The organism is uncultured Neglectibacter sp., from assembly GCA_937958185.1.
Taxonomy (GTDB): Bacteria; Bacillota; Clostridia; order Oscillospirales; family Acutalibacteraceae; genus Acutalibacter.
In genome coordinates, this window is sequence record CALFFN010000036.1 from 20658 (window position 1) to 34062 (window position 13405).

Here is a 13405-nt window from a genome sequence, read left to right on the forward strand (position 1 = left end):
CTCAGATGAAAACGGCAAAAAGGGAAAAGCTTGTTACCTTTTTCCTGTATCTCGTATTTGCGTTTTATCTGCTGCTCCTTTTTCTGATCTTATTTCGGCAGCGCCATTCTGTCCGCTCCTTCAACCTGGTTCCTTTCCGCGGGATTTTCAGTTATTTGACAGGTATTGATCTGATATCCGGCACAGAAGACCCTGCATTTCTGCGGGGATTTGCCCTCAGTAATCTGTTGGGGAATATCGTGATCTTTATTCCCTTGGGTGTGTATTTTACTTTGCTGAATCCCAAAAAGGGGATTTGGAGAAACACTTTGCTGGTTATGGCAGTGAGCGCGGCGGTGGAGATGGTACAATTTGCCTTTCAGCTGGGAATCGGCGATGTCGATGATGTGATCCTGAACGGCATAGGCGGCCTTTTGGGCGTGCTGCTGTGCAAAGGGCTCTACCGGCTGTGTAAAGAGGACGAAGCGGGGGTGCGCCGCGCGGTGGCGATTTTTGCCCCGATAGCAGGCGTTTTGAGCTTTGCGATCCTCATTTTGCAAAACTACGGGTCGGTTTTTCTGAATTTCATTTTCAAATAAAGATTTCACCTGAACAGGAGAAAGGGACGTGACAGTATGGGCTTTTTTGAAAAAATCCGGGACGGGCTGAAAAAGACCCGGGACAATATCAGCGGGCAGATCACCCAGATGGTGAACTCCTTTACGAAAATCGACGAGGAGCTGTTCGAGGAGCTGGAAGAGCTGCTGGTCATGGGGGACGTGGGGGTGGAGACCTCCGTGTACATCACCGATGAGCTGAGAAAGAAAATCAAGGAAAAGGGCATTACCGACCCTTCCCTTATCATGGACGAGCTGAAGGAGATCGTGCGGGAGCTGCTTTCCGGCGACGATACACTGCACCTGTCCACCAAGCCTTCCGTGATCCTTGTCATCGGCGTCAACGGCGTAGGCAAGACCACTACCATCGGCAAGCTGGCTGCCCGGCTGAAAGCGGAGGGGAAGTCTGTGATTTTGGGCGCGGCGGATACGTTCCGCGCCGCCGCCATCGAGCAGCTTGACGTCTGGGCACAGCGGGCCCAGGTGCCCATGATAAAGCACGGCGAGGGGGCTGACCCTGCTGCCGTGGTGTATGATACCATTTCCGCCGCCAAAGCAAGGGGCTGTGATGTGGTGATCTGCGACACGGCGGGGCGGCTGCACAACAAGAAGAACCTGATGGACGAGCTGGCGAAAATTTCTCGCGTGATCGACCGGGAGCTGCCCGGCTGCGACCGGGAGACCCTGCTGGTGCTGGACGCCGCCACCGGGCAGAACGCCGTCAATCAGGCCCGGGAGTTCCAAAGCGCCGCCGGGATCACCGGCATTGTACTGACCAAGCTGGACGGCACACCCAAGGGCGGCGTGGTGTTGCCCATCAAGAAGGACCTGGGGCTTTCTGTTAAATTTATCGGCGTAGGCGAGCAGGTGGACGATCTGCAGCCCTTTGACGCCGCCGCCTTTACGGACGCCCTGTTCGATTCGGGAGAAAATCCGCCGGAGCAGAAAGCGGTATCTTCCGAGCCGGAAGAAGCGGTTCCTGCCCGGCAGGAGGAAGCGGCTGTGCAGCCTTCTCAGCCGGAGCCGGAAGAAACCCCGGAGGAAAAGCAAAAACGGTTCCGCGCCTTTGTGGACGGGCTGTTGGAAAAGCTGGATCGAAACGAGAACGTTCACGATCTGCTTCCTGAGCTTGTCCGCTGGCGGGACGACAGCTCACTGGAACGGGACGATCAGCGTCTGGTGAGGAATCTGCTGCTGACTGTGGAAAACCGGGAAAACGGATAGGAAAGAGGGAAAAACATGAAATTTGTAATTGCCACCCACAACAGGGGAAAGGTTGTGGAATTTAAGAGAATGCTGGAGCCTATGGGCATCGAGGTGGTGACGGCGGAGCTTTCGGAGCCGGAAGAAACGGGAACCACCTTTGAAGAGAACGCTTTCATCAAAGCGGAAGCTGCCTGCCGGGAAACGGGTCTGCCCGCTGTGGCGGACGATTCCGGGCTGTGCGTGGATCATCTGGGCGGCGAGCCGGGCATTTATTCCGCCCGTTTTGCCGAGCCGGGCAAGCGCAGGCTCACCGTACTTCAAAAGCTTCAGGGCGTGCCCAAAGAGCAGCGGGGCGCCCATTTTACCAGCGCCGTGTGTTGTGTGTTCCCAAACGGGGACAGGATCGAAGCCGAGGGGAAATGCTATGGCGCCATTGCCTTTGAATCCCGGGGCGAAAACGGCTTTGGCTATGATTCCATTTTCGAGCAGGACGGACGCACCTTTGGGGAGATGTCCGATGAAGAAAAGGACGCCCGCAGCCACCGGGGCTTCGCCTTTCAGGAGTTTGAAAAAAAGCTGAAAGCGTACCTGAAAAGCCATGGGGAAAACGGGTGAAAACCATGGAGTTTATAGAGAAAAGCAAAATTGTCGGTCTATCAAATCCGGGCGTGGTGTCCCGGCAGCTATTGAACCCTGACAATTCGTCCAGCGAAAGAGTGACGATTACGGAGGTCCATGTGGAGCCGGGGGCAAGCCAGCCGCGGCATACGCATGAGGCTTCCGAGCAGGTGTGGTACGCGCTGAAGGGGCAGGGCAGGCTGCTTCTCCGAAACGGGGAGGAAAAGGCATTTCAGGCGGGAGACGTGGTGCGGTTCACAGAGAAAGAGATCCATGGGTTCCGCAACGACAGCGGCGGGGAATTTGTCTATCTTTCCGTAACAGCCCCGCCGTTCCATTTTGGGACGGCTTATCAGAAAAAAGAATGATGGCTCCCGCGTGACAGGAGCCCGGCGCCGGGGAGGCTTTGACAGGAAAATGAGGTTAGAAAAAGAGATCGTCGGGGAACGTGTTGCCCTGCGCAGCTATGAAAGCGCCGATTTGGATTTTTGTACGGGTATGTGGCTTGATCCTGAAAATGGCAGGTATTTAAGCGACCCCACGGCGGAATATGTGGACGAAGCGTACCGAAAGGCGCTGAATGCCATGCAGGAGAGTGAAGATGGGTATTATCTTATTGCGGAGAAAAAAGATACCGGGGAAGCCATCGGCACCTGCTGCGCTTTCCCTGATTCGGAGGGAAAAACCTATGATATCGGCTACTGCGTCCATATGAGCTGCTGGAAACAGGGATATGGCACGGAAATCGTCAGGCTTTTGACCGGCTGGATCAGGAAGCAGGGCGCGGAAAGGGTCACGGCGGAGGCTGCGGTGGAAAATGCCGGCTCCTGCAGGCTGCTGGAAAGCTGCGGCTTTACCGTTCACAAGGAGAGCGAGTTCAAAAAGTATGGCATGGATAGAAAATTCAAAAGTTATGTCTACCAAAAGGACTGGAAAGGAAGAAAACCATGAAAGCTGTTTGCGGATTGAATTGTAGCGAATGCTCGGAAAAGGAAACTTGCCCGGGGTGTGAGAAAATCGGCGGGGACGGGAAATGTGTGATCGCCGCCTGCGCCGCTGCCCATGCCGGAGAAAGCGGCTGTGAAAGCTGCCACTTTTTTGACGGCTGCGGTACCAGCGAGCAGCTGTTCCGGGAGTTCAAAGCCCTTGGGATTGAGGACATGCCGGAGATCACCTATCTGAACGCGCTGCCCGGTCACTTTATCAATTTGGAATATACCCTGCCCGGAGGGCGGAAGGTAAAGCTGTGGGACGACAAGCGCATCTATTGGGGAAACCAGGTGGAAAAGAAAGGTAGCGACCGCTGTTACGGGCTAACTGCCGATGAAAACTATCTTCTTGTCTGCGAATACGGCTGTGGCGGTTCGGACCCGGAAATCGTCTGCTTCCGGCGCAGAAAGAAATGATTTATGTAAACTGAACATCTAATAACTATAGAAATTGCGCACAAAGATTGTGAGTCTGTTTTAGAAAGGAAAAATTATGTTAACCAGTAAGCAGCGGGCGTATTTGCGCTCCTTAGCAGTAAACGAGGACACCATTCTGATGGTGGGAAAGTCCGGCATGGGGCAGGAGATCGTGAAGCAGGCGGATTCGGCTTTGGAAAAGCGGGAGTTTATCAAGGGTCGGGTGCTGCCGGATACCTCCCCGATCTCTTCCCGGGAAGCGGCGGAGGAGCTGGCGGCGAAAACGGGCAGCGATGTGGTGCAGGTCATCGGTTCCCGGTTTGTGCTGTACCGCCGGAAAAAGAAGGACCCGAAGATCGTGCTGCCGAGGTAAGGCGCAGCCTATGAAAATCATTACAGTATGCGGGAGCCTGCGGTTCCAAAAGGAAATGATGGAGCTCTGCGAGGAGCTGGAACTGGCTGGGAACTGTGTCCTGGCGCCCATTTACCCGGTCAGGCAGGGGAAAGATGCTTATACGGAAGCCGAGGTCTCCGTGCTGAACGCCATGCACCGGGAAAAAATCAAGCTGGCGGACGCTGTTTTCATCGTCAATGTGGGCGGCTACATGGGAGACAGCACCAAAAGCGAAATAGAGTATGCCAAAGCGCTTGGGAAGGAAATACTATACTATGCAAATTCGGCGGAATAAGCCGCGGAAAGCAGCCGGAGAGGGGGTATCCAAATGAAGCTTGGCATTTACGGCGGCACCTTTAACCCGATCCATCTGGGTCATGTCCATATCCTGAAGGAATTTATCCGGCGGCTGTCTTTGGACTGGGTGCTGCTGATCCCCACGCGGACGCCGCCCCATAAGCAGACCCATCTTCTGGCAAGCGGGGAAGACAGGCTGACCATGTGCGGTCTTGCCGCAAGGGAAATTGAAGAAGCTCCTGTGGAGGTTTCCGCCATTGAATTGCAGCGGGAGGGGAAAAGCTATACGGCGGAAACACTGGAAGAGATGAAAGCGGAATTTCCGCAGGACGAGCTTTTTCTGCTGATGGGGGAGGATATGTTCCTTACCGTTCACCAGTGGTACCGCCCGGAAACCATTTTTGCCCTGGCGGCAGTCTGTGGCTCTCCCCGCAGTGAGGACGGGCTGGAAAAATTGCAGCGCCAAAAGACCATGCTGGAAAAAACTTACCATGCGGTCTGCTTTGTGGAGAACATTCCCTATTTCCCCGCGTCTTCCACGGAAATAAGGGAGCGGGTGGCGCAGGGGAAAGATCTGTCCCGGCTGGTACCCAGAAGTGTTGCGGAATATATCGGCGCCCACGGTCTGTACAGGGCGGAAGAAAATGAAATGGAAATTTGAGGAAGCGCCAAGGATAGGAGAGAACAGCCGTGACTTACAAGGAGTATGAGGCGGAAGTAAAAAAGCATTTAACAGATCAACGCTTTGTACATTGCCAGTGCGTGGCAAAGGAAGCGGTGCGCCTGGCAAAGCGGTACGGGGCGGACGAGGAGAAAGCCCGCGTTGCCGGGATACTTCACGACATCATGAAGGATACGCCAAAGGAAGAACAGTTGAAAATCATGGAGGACTCTGGTATACTGTTATCCGAATCCTTTCGGGCGAGCCCCAAGCTGTGGCACGCGCTGTCCGGCTCCATTTACTGCGAACGGGTGCTGGGCGTGACCGACCGGGAGATTTTAGACGCCATCGCCTGCCATACCAGCGGTAAAAAGGACATGACGCTGCTGGATAAGGTGCTGTTCGTGGCAGACTATATTTCCGCGGACCGGGATTACCCCGGCGTAAAAGAAATGCGGAAGCTGGCAAAAAAGAGTTTGGAAGAAGCCATGATAGAGGGGATATCCTTTACTGTGCAGGAAAAAATGGAACAGCGGCTCCCTTTGGGCAGCGGCGCTCTTGACGCGTATAACGACGCGGTGATGACACTGCAAAAAGCAGAGAAAAAAGATTAGTGAAAGGAACGACGGCATGACATCATTGGAACTGGCAAAAAAAGCGGCGGCAATTCTGGACAACAAGAAGGGCGGCCGTATCAATGTGATAAAAATTGAGGATATTTCCAGCCTGGCGGATTACTTTGTGATCGCCAACGGCACAAGCTCCACCCATGTGCGTGCCCTTGCCGATGAGCTGGAAGAAAAGCTGAAAACGGAGGGCGTTTCCCCTACACGGGTGGAGGGATACCGCTCCAATTCCTGGGTGCTGCTGGATTACAGCAGCGTGGTGGTCCATGTGTTCACCGGGGAAGCCAGAGAGTTTTACGATCTTGACCGACTGTGGGCGGACGGTATCAAAGTGGAGTGGAATGAGCAATGAGTAATTAGCAATGAGGAATGAGCAATTTTTGTTGGAAGGGGCGCCTGTGAAAGAAAATTTGGTGGAACAGAAAAGCCAGGATTTTGCTCTGCGGATTGTGAAGATGTATCAGTATCTGGCTTTTGAGAAGAAAGAGTATGTTTTATCGAAACAGCTTTTGCGAAGCGGAACAAGTATTGGCGCAAACATTGCAGAAGCGCAGTGCGGGATATCCAGAAAGGACTTTCTGGCAAAAATGTACATTGCTTACAGGGAATGTGCAGAGACAAAATATTGGATCAACCTGCTTTATCAGGCAGGCTATATGAACGACACACAATACGAGTCCATTTTTGCAGACTGTAAGGAACTGTTGAAAATACTTACAGCCATCACAAAAACAACAAGGAGCGAGAAAGAATAATTGCTAATTGCTAATTACTCATTACTAATTGCTCATTATGCATTACAAAGGAGGTTTTGCACATGAAATACAATCATTTGGAATTGGAAAAGAAATGGCAGAAAAAATGGGAAGAAGCTGGTGTTTTCCACGCGGAGGAGAAGTCTGACAAGCCCAAGTATTACGCGCTGATAGAGTTCCCCTACCCCTCCGGGCAGGGGCTGCACGTGGGGCACCCCAGACCCTACACCGCGCTGGACGTGGTGGCAAGAAAGCGCCGTATGCAGGGCTATAACGTGCTGTATCCCATCGGCTGGGACGCGTTCGGTCTGCCGGCGGAAAATTACGCCATTAAAAACCATGTCCACCCGGCGGAGATCACCGAGAAAAATATTGCCCGCTTTAAGGCGCAGATGCAGTCGCTGGGCATTTCCTTCGATTGGAGCAGGGAGATCGCCACCACCGACCCCAACTACTACAAATGGACCCAGTGGATCTTCCTCCAGCTTTATAAGGCGGGGCTTGCCTACAAGAAGGAAATGAACGTAAACTGGTGCACCTCCTGCAAATGCGTGCTGGCGAACGAAGAGGTGGTGGGCGGCGTGTGCGAACGCTGCGGCAGCGAAGTGGTCCACAAGGTGAAGAGCCAGTGGATGCTGAAAATCACGGAGTACGCCCAGCGGCTCATCGACGACCTTGACCTGGTGGACTATCCCGAGCGGGTCAAGACCCAGCAGAAGAACTGGATCGGGCGCTCCACCGGCGCCGAGGTGGATTTTGACACCACCGCCGGAGACAAGCTGACCATCTACACCACCCGCCCGGACACCCTGTTCGGCGCTACTTACATGGTCATTTCCCCAGAGCACCCCTACATTGAAAAATGGGCGGACAAGCTCCAGAACCTGGACGCTGTGCGGGAATATCAGGCGCAGGCGGCAAAGAAGTCCGACTTTGAGCGCACGGAGATGGCAAAGGATAAAACCGGCGTTCGGTTGGAGGGCGTTACTGCGGTAAACCCGGTCAACGGCAGGGAAATTCCCATTTTCATTTCCGACTATGTGCTGGTTTCCTATGGCACCGGCGCCATTATGGCTGTGCCCGCCCACGATACCAGAGACTGGGACTTTGCCAGGAAATTTGACCTGCCCATCATCGAGGTGGTCAAGGGCGGCAATGTACAGGAGGAAGCCTTTACCGACTGCGAAACGGGCATTATGGTGAATTCCGGCATTCTGGACGGGCTGACCGTGGAGGAAGCCAAGAAGAAAATCACGGAATTTCTGGAGGAAAAGGGCATCGGTCACGCCAAGATAAACTACAAGCTGCGGGACTGGGTCTTCTCCCGCCAGCGCTATTGGGGCGAGCCCATTCCCATGGTATATTGCGAAAAATGCGGCTGGGTGCCCCTGCCGGAAAGCGAGCTGCCTTTAACGCTTCCCAACGTGGACAGCTATGAGCCCACCGACAATGGGGAATCCCCCCTGTCCAAGATGACCGATTGGGTGAACACCACCTGTCCCCATTGCGGCGGGGCAGCCAAGCGGGAAACGGACACCATGCCCCAGTGGGCAGGCTCCTCCTGGTATTTCCTGCGGTACATGGACCCCCACAACAGCAGCGAGTTTGCGTCCAGGGAAGCCCTGAATTACTGGTCCCCCATCGACTGGTACAACGGCGGCATGGAGCACACCACCCTGCACCTGCTTTACAGCCGTTTCTGGCACAAGTTCCTGTACGACCAGGGGTATGTCCCCACGCCGGAGCCCTATGCCAAGCGCACCAGCCACGGCATGATCTTAGGCGAGAACGGCGAGAAGATGAGCAAATCCCGGGGCAACGTGGTGAACCCGGACGATATTGTGAACGATTACGGCGCAGACACCATGCGGCTCTATGAAATGTTCATCGGCGACTTTGAAAAGGCTGCCCCCTGGAGCAATGCCGGGATCAAGGGCTGCCGGAGGTTTGCCGAGCGCTACTGGAACCTGCAGGACTGCCTGTGCGACGAGCAGGGCATTCGCCCCGAGCTGGAAAGCGCGTTCCACAAGACCATCAAAAAGGTCAGCGAGGACACGGAAAACCTGAAATTTAATACCGCCATCGCCGCTTTGATGACCCTGATGAACTCTATCGGCGAGAAAGGGAATATCACCCGGGACGAGCTGCGCATCTTCACCCTGCTGCTCAATCCCTTTGCCCCCCATATCACCGAAGAGGTGTGGGCGCTGTGCAAACTTGGAGAGGGCATGGTGGCAGAGCAGAGCTGGCCCCGGTATGAGGAAGCCAAGTGTAAGGACGATACCATAGAGATCGTGGTGCAGGTTTGCGGTAAGGTGCGTACCCGCCTGAACGTTCCGGCAGATATTTCCAAAGAAGCCGCGCTGGAAGCCGCAAAGGCGGAGGAAAAAATTGCCGCGGAGATCGGCGGGAAGACGCTGGTCAAGGAAATCTACGTTCCCGGCAAGCTGGTCAATCTGGTCGTGAAATAAAAAGCCCATGGAAAAACCGCTCTGAACATGTTCAGAGCGGTTTTTTGCGCTGCTTTTCCAGCAGTATCTATTTGGGCGCTTTACCGATATGCGCAGGCTTATCTTTTCTGCCGGCGGTATGCCATCAGCGCCCAGCCTGCCAGCATCAGGATCAAAAGCACCAGCACAGCCCAGCCGATACAGAACACAGGCCACCATGCGGTGTAGTGATCCATTCCCCAGCCTGCCAGCAGCGTCAGCGGATAGAAGATGACAGACGCCGCGGCGGAGACCAGCTTCCCGGCGATGTCAAACACACAGCCCACCGCTTTCCAAAAGAAATCGAACAACGTGCCCAGCAGATCAAACAGAAAATTCAGCATAGAGAATCACTCCCCTCAAATCAGGCGGCAGAAGGCTCAGTCTGCCGCGGTTTCCACGATCTTATAATAGGTGCGGGCGGTGATGAGGTATACAATGGCATAGATGGCGCCGAACACTGCCACACAGCCCACAGACGACCACAGGATCACCCAGAAATTTGTCATGTTCATCATGAACATGATCTTTTGCAGCATGGGGAAGGCAAAGCACAAATGCAGCACCGCTGTCAGAAGCGGCAGGAAGAACACCAGCAGCACCTGGCTGTGAATACTCTTCTTGACCTCCCGCCGGCTCATGCCCACCTTCTGCATAATGGAGAAGCGCTTGGCGTCTTCATATCCCTCAGACACTTGCTTGTAGTAAATGATCATCACCGTGCCCATGAGGAACAGCAGCCCAAGGGAGATCCCAAGGAAGAACAGCCCGCCGTACAGCTCGTAAAAGCTGGTGGTATTGGAAGCCACATCTTCCTGGGAAAAGCTCAGCCGGTATTCGTCTGTTTCGGTGTCATAGGAAGCTTTTTCCAGATTGGCGGCGACGGCTTTTCCCAGGGCGGCAATGTCCTCGCTTTTCCCGCCCTCCACATTGAACTGGTAGGTGTACCTCGGGCGACCGGCATATCCTGGTTCGTCGTAGTAAAAGTCCAGCAGCTCCTGAATAGTTTCGGGACCGGGCACGATAAGGTACAGGCTTTCCGCCATGACAGCGGCGTGGCTGCCGTCCACTATTTCATAGTCCAGCCTGCGGCAGGAAAGCTCCTTGTTCCCCAGCAGCAGGGTATCGCCTTCCGGGAAGGCGTGGTCGGGGTCGATGAGCAGCACCTCGTTTTCCCCCAGCGATTCATTCAGACCAGAGCAGCGGTTGAAATCCTCCAGACGGCAGAAGGAGACGGCGATATAGCTGCCGTTGGGACCGGTGACGTCGTTCCAGAGCAGCTGGTTCCCGTAGCGGAACAGGACGTTATCGAAGAAGAACACGGTTTCCACAGCGTCTACCGGGGTAAGCCCCAGCTTTTCACTTTCTTCCTCCACGGCAGCTTTCGCCAGCTTTTCGGCAACAGAGGTGTCGCCGCCACGGACGTCCTGCATACTGATACTGATATCCCGGGGATAGCGCTCCCGGATCATGTCCTCCATGCTGGAGTACAGGGAGAAGGTGGTGGATACCGTTACCAGAAGACAGGTGAACAGAATGCAGATGGACGCAAGCCCGGCGGCGTTCTGCTTCATGCGGTACAGCATGCCGGACACGGTGGTGAAATGATTTGCCTTATAGTAGAAGCCCTTCTTCTTTTTCAGGAGCTTCAAAAGGGCGGTGATGCCGGTGATAAACAGCAGGTAGGTGCCAAAGATCACCAGGACCACTGCGATAAAGAAGAACATCAGCGCCTGCACAGGGTCCTGAATGGTCACTGCCAGGTAATAGCCTGCGCCCAGGCAGAGAATGCCTAAAACAGCAAGCAGCCAGTGGGCTTTCGGTTCCTTTTCGCCGGTCTCGCTGCCATGGAGCAGCTCAATAGGCTTACTGAGCCGCACCTGCAAAATATTATAGAGCATGGTGCAGAAGAAGATGGCAAGGAACAAAATGGCGGTGATGAGAAGCGCGGCAGGAGGAACGGAAAAAGCAATGTGCAGGTCCACCTTCAGCAGCTTTTGCAGCAGCAGGAACATGGCGCGGGAAAACAGGATCCCCAATCCCAGCCCCAGAAAGAGGGCGGTGAAGGTGGTGATCAGGGATTCCCGGAAAATAATTTTCCCGATGTGGAATTTCTCCATGCCCAGAATATTATAAAGCCCCAGTTCCTTTTTCCGCCGCTTGATGATGAAGCTGTTGGTGTAAAAAAGGAACAGCACGGCGAAGATGCCGATGACGATGGCGCCCAGGTTCATCATGGTGGAGATGGTCTGTCCGCCGTACAAGCCTTTGGCGTCGATGCTCAGGCTGATGGACTGCATGATGTAGAACATCATGATGATGCCGATGGAGGAAAGCAGGAACGGCACGTAGATCCGGCGGTTGTTTTTCAGGTTCTGGAACGCCAGCTTCCAGTAAAAGCCCCGCTTCATGCGTACAGCTCCTTTCTGTCGCCGCTGGTGGCAAGCACAGTCAGCGTGTCGGAAATCTTCTGGTACATTTCATCGTTGCCCATGCTCCCGCGGTACAGCTGGTGGAACACCTGTCCGTCCTTGATGAACAGCACCCGGTTGGCGCAGCTTGCCGCCTGGGTGGAATGGGTCACCATCAAAATGGTCTGCCCGTCCCGGTTCACCTCAGTGAAAATATCCATGATCTGCCCGGCGGAGCGGGAATCCAAAGCGCCGGTGGGCTCGTCGGCAAGAATGAGCTGGGGCTGGGTGATGATAGCGCGGGCAATGGCGGTGCGCTGCTTTTGCCCGCCGGATATCTCATAGGGGAATTTCTGCAGGATATCTGTGATCCCCAGCTTTGCAGCAATGGGGGCAAGGCGGGCCTGCATTTCGGGATACCGTTTTCCCGCCAGCACCAGGGGCAGGAAAATATTGTCCTGGGCGGAGAAGGTGTCCAGCAAATTGAAATCCTGAAACACAAAGCCCAGATTGTCCCGGCGGAAGGCGGAAATCTCTTTTTCGCCCAGGGTGACGATGTTCCGCATATTCAGGAACACCTCGCCGGAGGTGGGCTTGTCCAGCCCGGCAAGAATATTCAGAAGCGTTGTTTTGCCGGAGCCGGATTCTCCCATGATAGCCACGAATTCGCCCTGCTCCACAGTGAAGGTCACATTGGTCAGCGCCTGTACCTGCGTGCCGCCCAGACGGGTGGAGTACACTTTTTTTAAATTGTTTACGTTCAAAAGCGCCATGCTTTTCTCTCCTTTTCTTCCCGGTATTGTCAACTGTTCCGGGTCATTTCTTTTGATTTCAGCTACAGTATAAGGGAGATTTCTTACAAAATCCATAAGACGGGCTTACAAAACAGGGGTGCAACCTTACAGTATTGTAAGGTTGCACCCGAAAATGCCATGATTCCTTTTTGCGCTTAGAAAATCGTCAGGTTGTCCCGGTGGAGGAACAGGCGGACGGCAGTGCCTTTTCCCGGCTGGGAGGTGATCTCAATGGGCGTGCCCAGCTTGTCCAGGATTTCCTTTGTCAGGTACAGCCCCAGCCCGGAGGAGGTTTTGTCCTGCCTGCCGTTAAAGCCGGTGAAGCCCCGTTCAAAAATGCGGGGCAGGTCCTCCGGGGAAATGCCGATGCCCGTGTCCGTGATGGTCAAAACGTCGTCTTCATTCATGGAGATGGAGATGGTCCCGGCTTTCGTGTATTTCAGGGCGTTGGAGAGCAGCTGTTCCACCGCGAATTCCAGCCATTTCTCATCGGTGAGCACCGTGTTGGAGAAGTCCGGGAAGTCCAGCGTGAGCTTTTGATAGATGAACTGGGGCGCGAATTTCTTTACCGCGTGCCGGACGATATCGTGGGCGGAGCAGCGCTCCAGGCGCAGGTCGGCGCTCATGGTTTCCATGCGCAGGTAACCCAGCACCATCTCCACGTACCGCTCCACCTTGAACAGCTCCTGCTGCAGGGTTTCGTGCTCCGCGCTGTGGGAGGACTGCAAAATGAGCCGCATGGCGGACAGCGGCGTTTTGATCTGGTGGACCCACAGGGTGTAATATTCCAGCATATCCTGGCGCTGCTGCTGGAACGCCGCGTCCCGCTCGCTCAGCCTGCCGCACAGCTCCCGTAAGGTTTCCAGCAAGATAGCTTCAGGGAAATCGGCAGGGCAGGGCGGGATCTCCAGCAGCGCCGCCAAATTCTGCTTCAGCTCCCGAAACTGGAGGACCCTCCGGCGGTACAGCAGGAAGCCGGGCAGGGCAAAGCACAGCGACAGCACCAGCAGCACGGCGGTAATATACCAGAACGCTTCCGCGGGCAGGTCGTACAGGTAAAAGAGGAATCCAGCCGCCGCCACCAGTATCAGGGCGCAGAACAGCAGGAGCTTCCTGTCTTTCAGATATCCTTTCAAAATGTCCACAGAGCAC

General features: G+C 54.7%; 16 protein-coding genes and 1 pseudogene. 13 read left to right on the forward strand and 4 right to left on the reverse strand.

Translation table 11 applies throughout. From position 1 onward, the window contains the following. Positions 1-5 precede the first annotated feature (5 nt). The 13 genes and pseudogenes from AB8996_RS10705 to leuS all read left to right on the forward strand — a co-directional run bounded on the left by AB8996_RS10705 (position 6) and on the right by leuS (position 9030). A complete protein-coding gene (locus AB8996_RS10705; protein WP_369298978.1) occupies positions 6-578 on the forward strand; it encodes a VanZ family protein in 573 nt (190 codons plus the stop codon). Positions 579-614: 36 nt separating this feature from the next. Continuing rightward, positions 615-1517: pseudogene (ftsY, locus tag AB8996_RS10710) on the forward strand (signal recognition particle-docking protein FtsY); the annotation flags it as partial. Positions 1518-1835: 318 nt separating this feature from the next. After that, complete coding sequence (gene rdgB, locus AB8996_RS10715) at positions 1836-2417, forward strand: RdgB/HAM1 family non-canonical purine NTP pyrophosphatase (RefSeq protein WP_369298979.1); 582 nt, start codon at positions 1836-1838, stop codon at positions 2415-2417. A gap of 5 nt (positions 2418-2422) precedes the next feature. After that, a complete protein-coding gene (locus AB8996_RS10720; RefSeq protein ID WP_369298980.1) occupies positions 2423-2788 on the forward strand; it encodes a cupin domain-containing protein in 366 nt (121 codons plus the stop codon). 49 nt (positions 2789-2837) lie between these two features. Then, entirely contained in the window at positions 2838-3371 is a 534-nt protein-coding gene (locus tag AB8996_RS10725; RefSeq protein WP_369298981.1) for a GNAT family N-acetyltransferase, read from the forward strand. Positions 3372-3385: 14 nt separating this feature from the next. After that, positions 3386-3826: a DUF3795 domain-containing protein gene (locus tag AB8996_RS10730; protein WP_369298982.1), complete on the forward strand. Its 441-nt coding sequence runs from the start codon at positions 3386-3388 to the stop codon at positions 3824-3826. 76 nt (positions 3827-3902) lie between these two features. Further along, a complete protein-coding gene (locus tag AB8996_RS10735) occupies positions 3903-4199 on the forward strand; it encodes a YhbY family RNA-binding protein (RefSeq protein ID WP_369298983.1) in 297 nt (98 codons plus the stop codon). A 10-nt stretch (positions 4200-4209) separates the two neighbouring features. Next, on the forward strand, positions 4210-4515 hold the full coding sequence (locus tag AB8996_RS10740; protein WP_369298984.1) for a hypothetical protein: 306 nt from the start codon (positions 4210-4212) through the stop codon (positions 4513-4515). A 33-nt stretch (positions 4516-4548) separates the two neighbouring features. Beyond that, on the forward strand, positions 4549-5178 hold the full coding sequence (gene nadD / locus AB8996_RS10745; RefSeq protein ID WP_369298985.1) for a nicotinate (nicotinamide) nucleotide adenylyltransferase: 630 nt from the start codon (positions 4549-4551) through the stop codon (positions 5176-5178). A 29-nt stretch (positions 5179-5207) separates the two neighbouring features. Continuing rightward, positions 5208-5792 carry a bis(5'-nucleosyl)-tetraphosphatase (symmetrical) YqeK gene (yqeK, locus tag AB8996_RS10750; protein WP_369298986.1) on the forward strand — a complete coding sequence of 195 codons (585 nt, stop codon included), beginning with the start codon at positions 5208-5210 and terminating at the stop codon, positions 5790-5792. A gap of 16 nt (positions 5793-5808) precedes the next feature. Next, positions 5809-6156 (forward strand): ribosome silencing factor, encoded by a 348-nt coding sequence (gene rsfS, locus AB8996_RS10755; protein WP_369298987.1) that lies wholly within the window; start codon positions 5809-5811, stop codon positions 6154-6156. Positions 6157-6202: 46 nt separating this feature from the next. After that, positions 6203-6559, forward strand: coding sequence for a four helix bundle protein (locus AB8996_RS10760; RefSeq protein ID WP_369298988.1), 357 nt, complete (start codon positions 6203-6205; stop codon positions 6557-6559). A gap of 62 nt (positions 6560-6621) precedes the next feature. Continuing rightward, positions 6622-9030, forward strand: coding sequence for a leucine--tRNA ligase (gene leuS / locus AB8996_RS10765; protein ID WP_369298989.1), 2409 nt, complete (start codon positions 6622-6624; stop codon positions 9028-9030). A gap of 98 nt (positions 9031-9128) precedes the next feature. Here leuS and AB8996_RS10770 read toward each other — a convergent pair whose 3' ends face one another. From AB8996_RS10770 to AB8996_RS10785, 4 genes are all read right to left on the reverse strand, one after another. Further along, complete coding sequence (locus AB8996_RS10770) at positions 9129-9392, reverse strand: hypothetical protein (protein WP_369298990.1); 264 nt, start codon at positions 9390-9392, stop codon at positions 9129-9131. Positions 9393-9428: 36 nt separating this feature from the next. Beyond that, positions 9429-11459 carry an FtsX-like permease family protein gene (locus AB8996_RS10775; protein WP_369298991.1) on the reverse strand — a complete coding sequence of 677 codons (2031 nt, stop codon included), beginning with the start codon at positions 11457-11459 and terminating at the stop codon, positions 9429-9431. After that, a complete protein-coding gene (locus AB8996_RS10780; protein WP_369298992.1) occupies positions 11456-12232 on the reverse strand; it encodes an ABC transporter ATP-binding protein in 777 nt (258 codons plus the stop codon). The genes AB8996_RS10775 and AB8996_RS10780 overlap by 4 nt, the downstream gene beginning before the upstream one ends. Positions 12233-12408: 176 nt before the next feature. Continuing rightward, positions 12409-13398: a sensor histidine kinase gene (locus tag AB8996_RS10785; protein WP_369298993.1), complete on the reverse strand. Its 990-nt coding sequence runs from the start codon at positions 13396-13398 to the stop codon at positions 12409-12411. Positions 13399-13405 lie beyond the last annotated feature (7 nt).

Coding starts and splice junctions, on each gene's coding strand:
- AB8996_RS10705 (WP_369298978.1), top strand. CDS start 6: ATGAAAACGGCAAAAAGGGAAAAGCTTGTTACCTTTTTCCTGTATCTC.
- rdgB (WP_369298979.1), top strand. CDS start 1,836: ATGAAATTTGTAATTGCCACCCACAACAGGGGAAAGGTTGTGGAATTT.
- AB8996_RS10720 (WP_369298980.1), top strand. CDS start 2,423: ATGGAGTTTATAGAGAAAAGCAAAATTGTCGGTCTATCAAATCCGGGC.
- AB8996_RS10725 (WP_369298981.1), top strand. CDS start 2,838: ATGAGGTTAGAAAAAGAGATCGTCGGGGAACGTGTTGCCCTGCGCAGC.
- AB8996_RS10735 (WP_369298983.1), top strand. CDS start 3,903: ATGTTAACCAGTAAGCAGCGGGCGTATTTGCGCTCCTTAGCAGTAAAC.
- AB8996_RS10740 (WP_369298984.1), top strand. CDS start 4,210: ATGAAAATCATTACAGTATGCGGGAGCCTGCGGTTCCAAAAGGAAATG.
- nadD (WP_369298985.1), top strand. CDS start 4,549: ATGAAGCTTGGCATTTACGGCGGCACCTTTAACCCGATCCATCTGGGT.
- rsfS (WP_369298987.1), top strand. CDS start 5,809: ATGACATCATTGGAACTGGCAAAAAAAGCGGCGGCAATTCTGGACAAC.
- leuS (WP_369298989.1), top strand. CDS start 6,622: ATGAAATACAATCATTTGGAATTGGAAAAGAAATGGCAGAAAAAATGG.
- AB8996_RS10770 (WP_369298990.1), bottom strand. CDS start 9,392: ATGCTGAATTTTCTGTTTGATCTGCTGGGCACGTTGTTCGATTTCTTT.
- AB8996_RS10775 (WP_369298991.1), bottom strand. CDS start 11,459: ATGAAGCGGGGCTTTTACTGGAAGCTGGCGTTCCAGAACCTGAAAAAC.
- AB8996_RS10780 (WP_369298992.1), bottom strand. CDS start 12,232: ATGGCGCTTTTGAACGTAAACAATTTAAAAAAAGTGTACTCCACCCGT.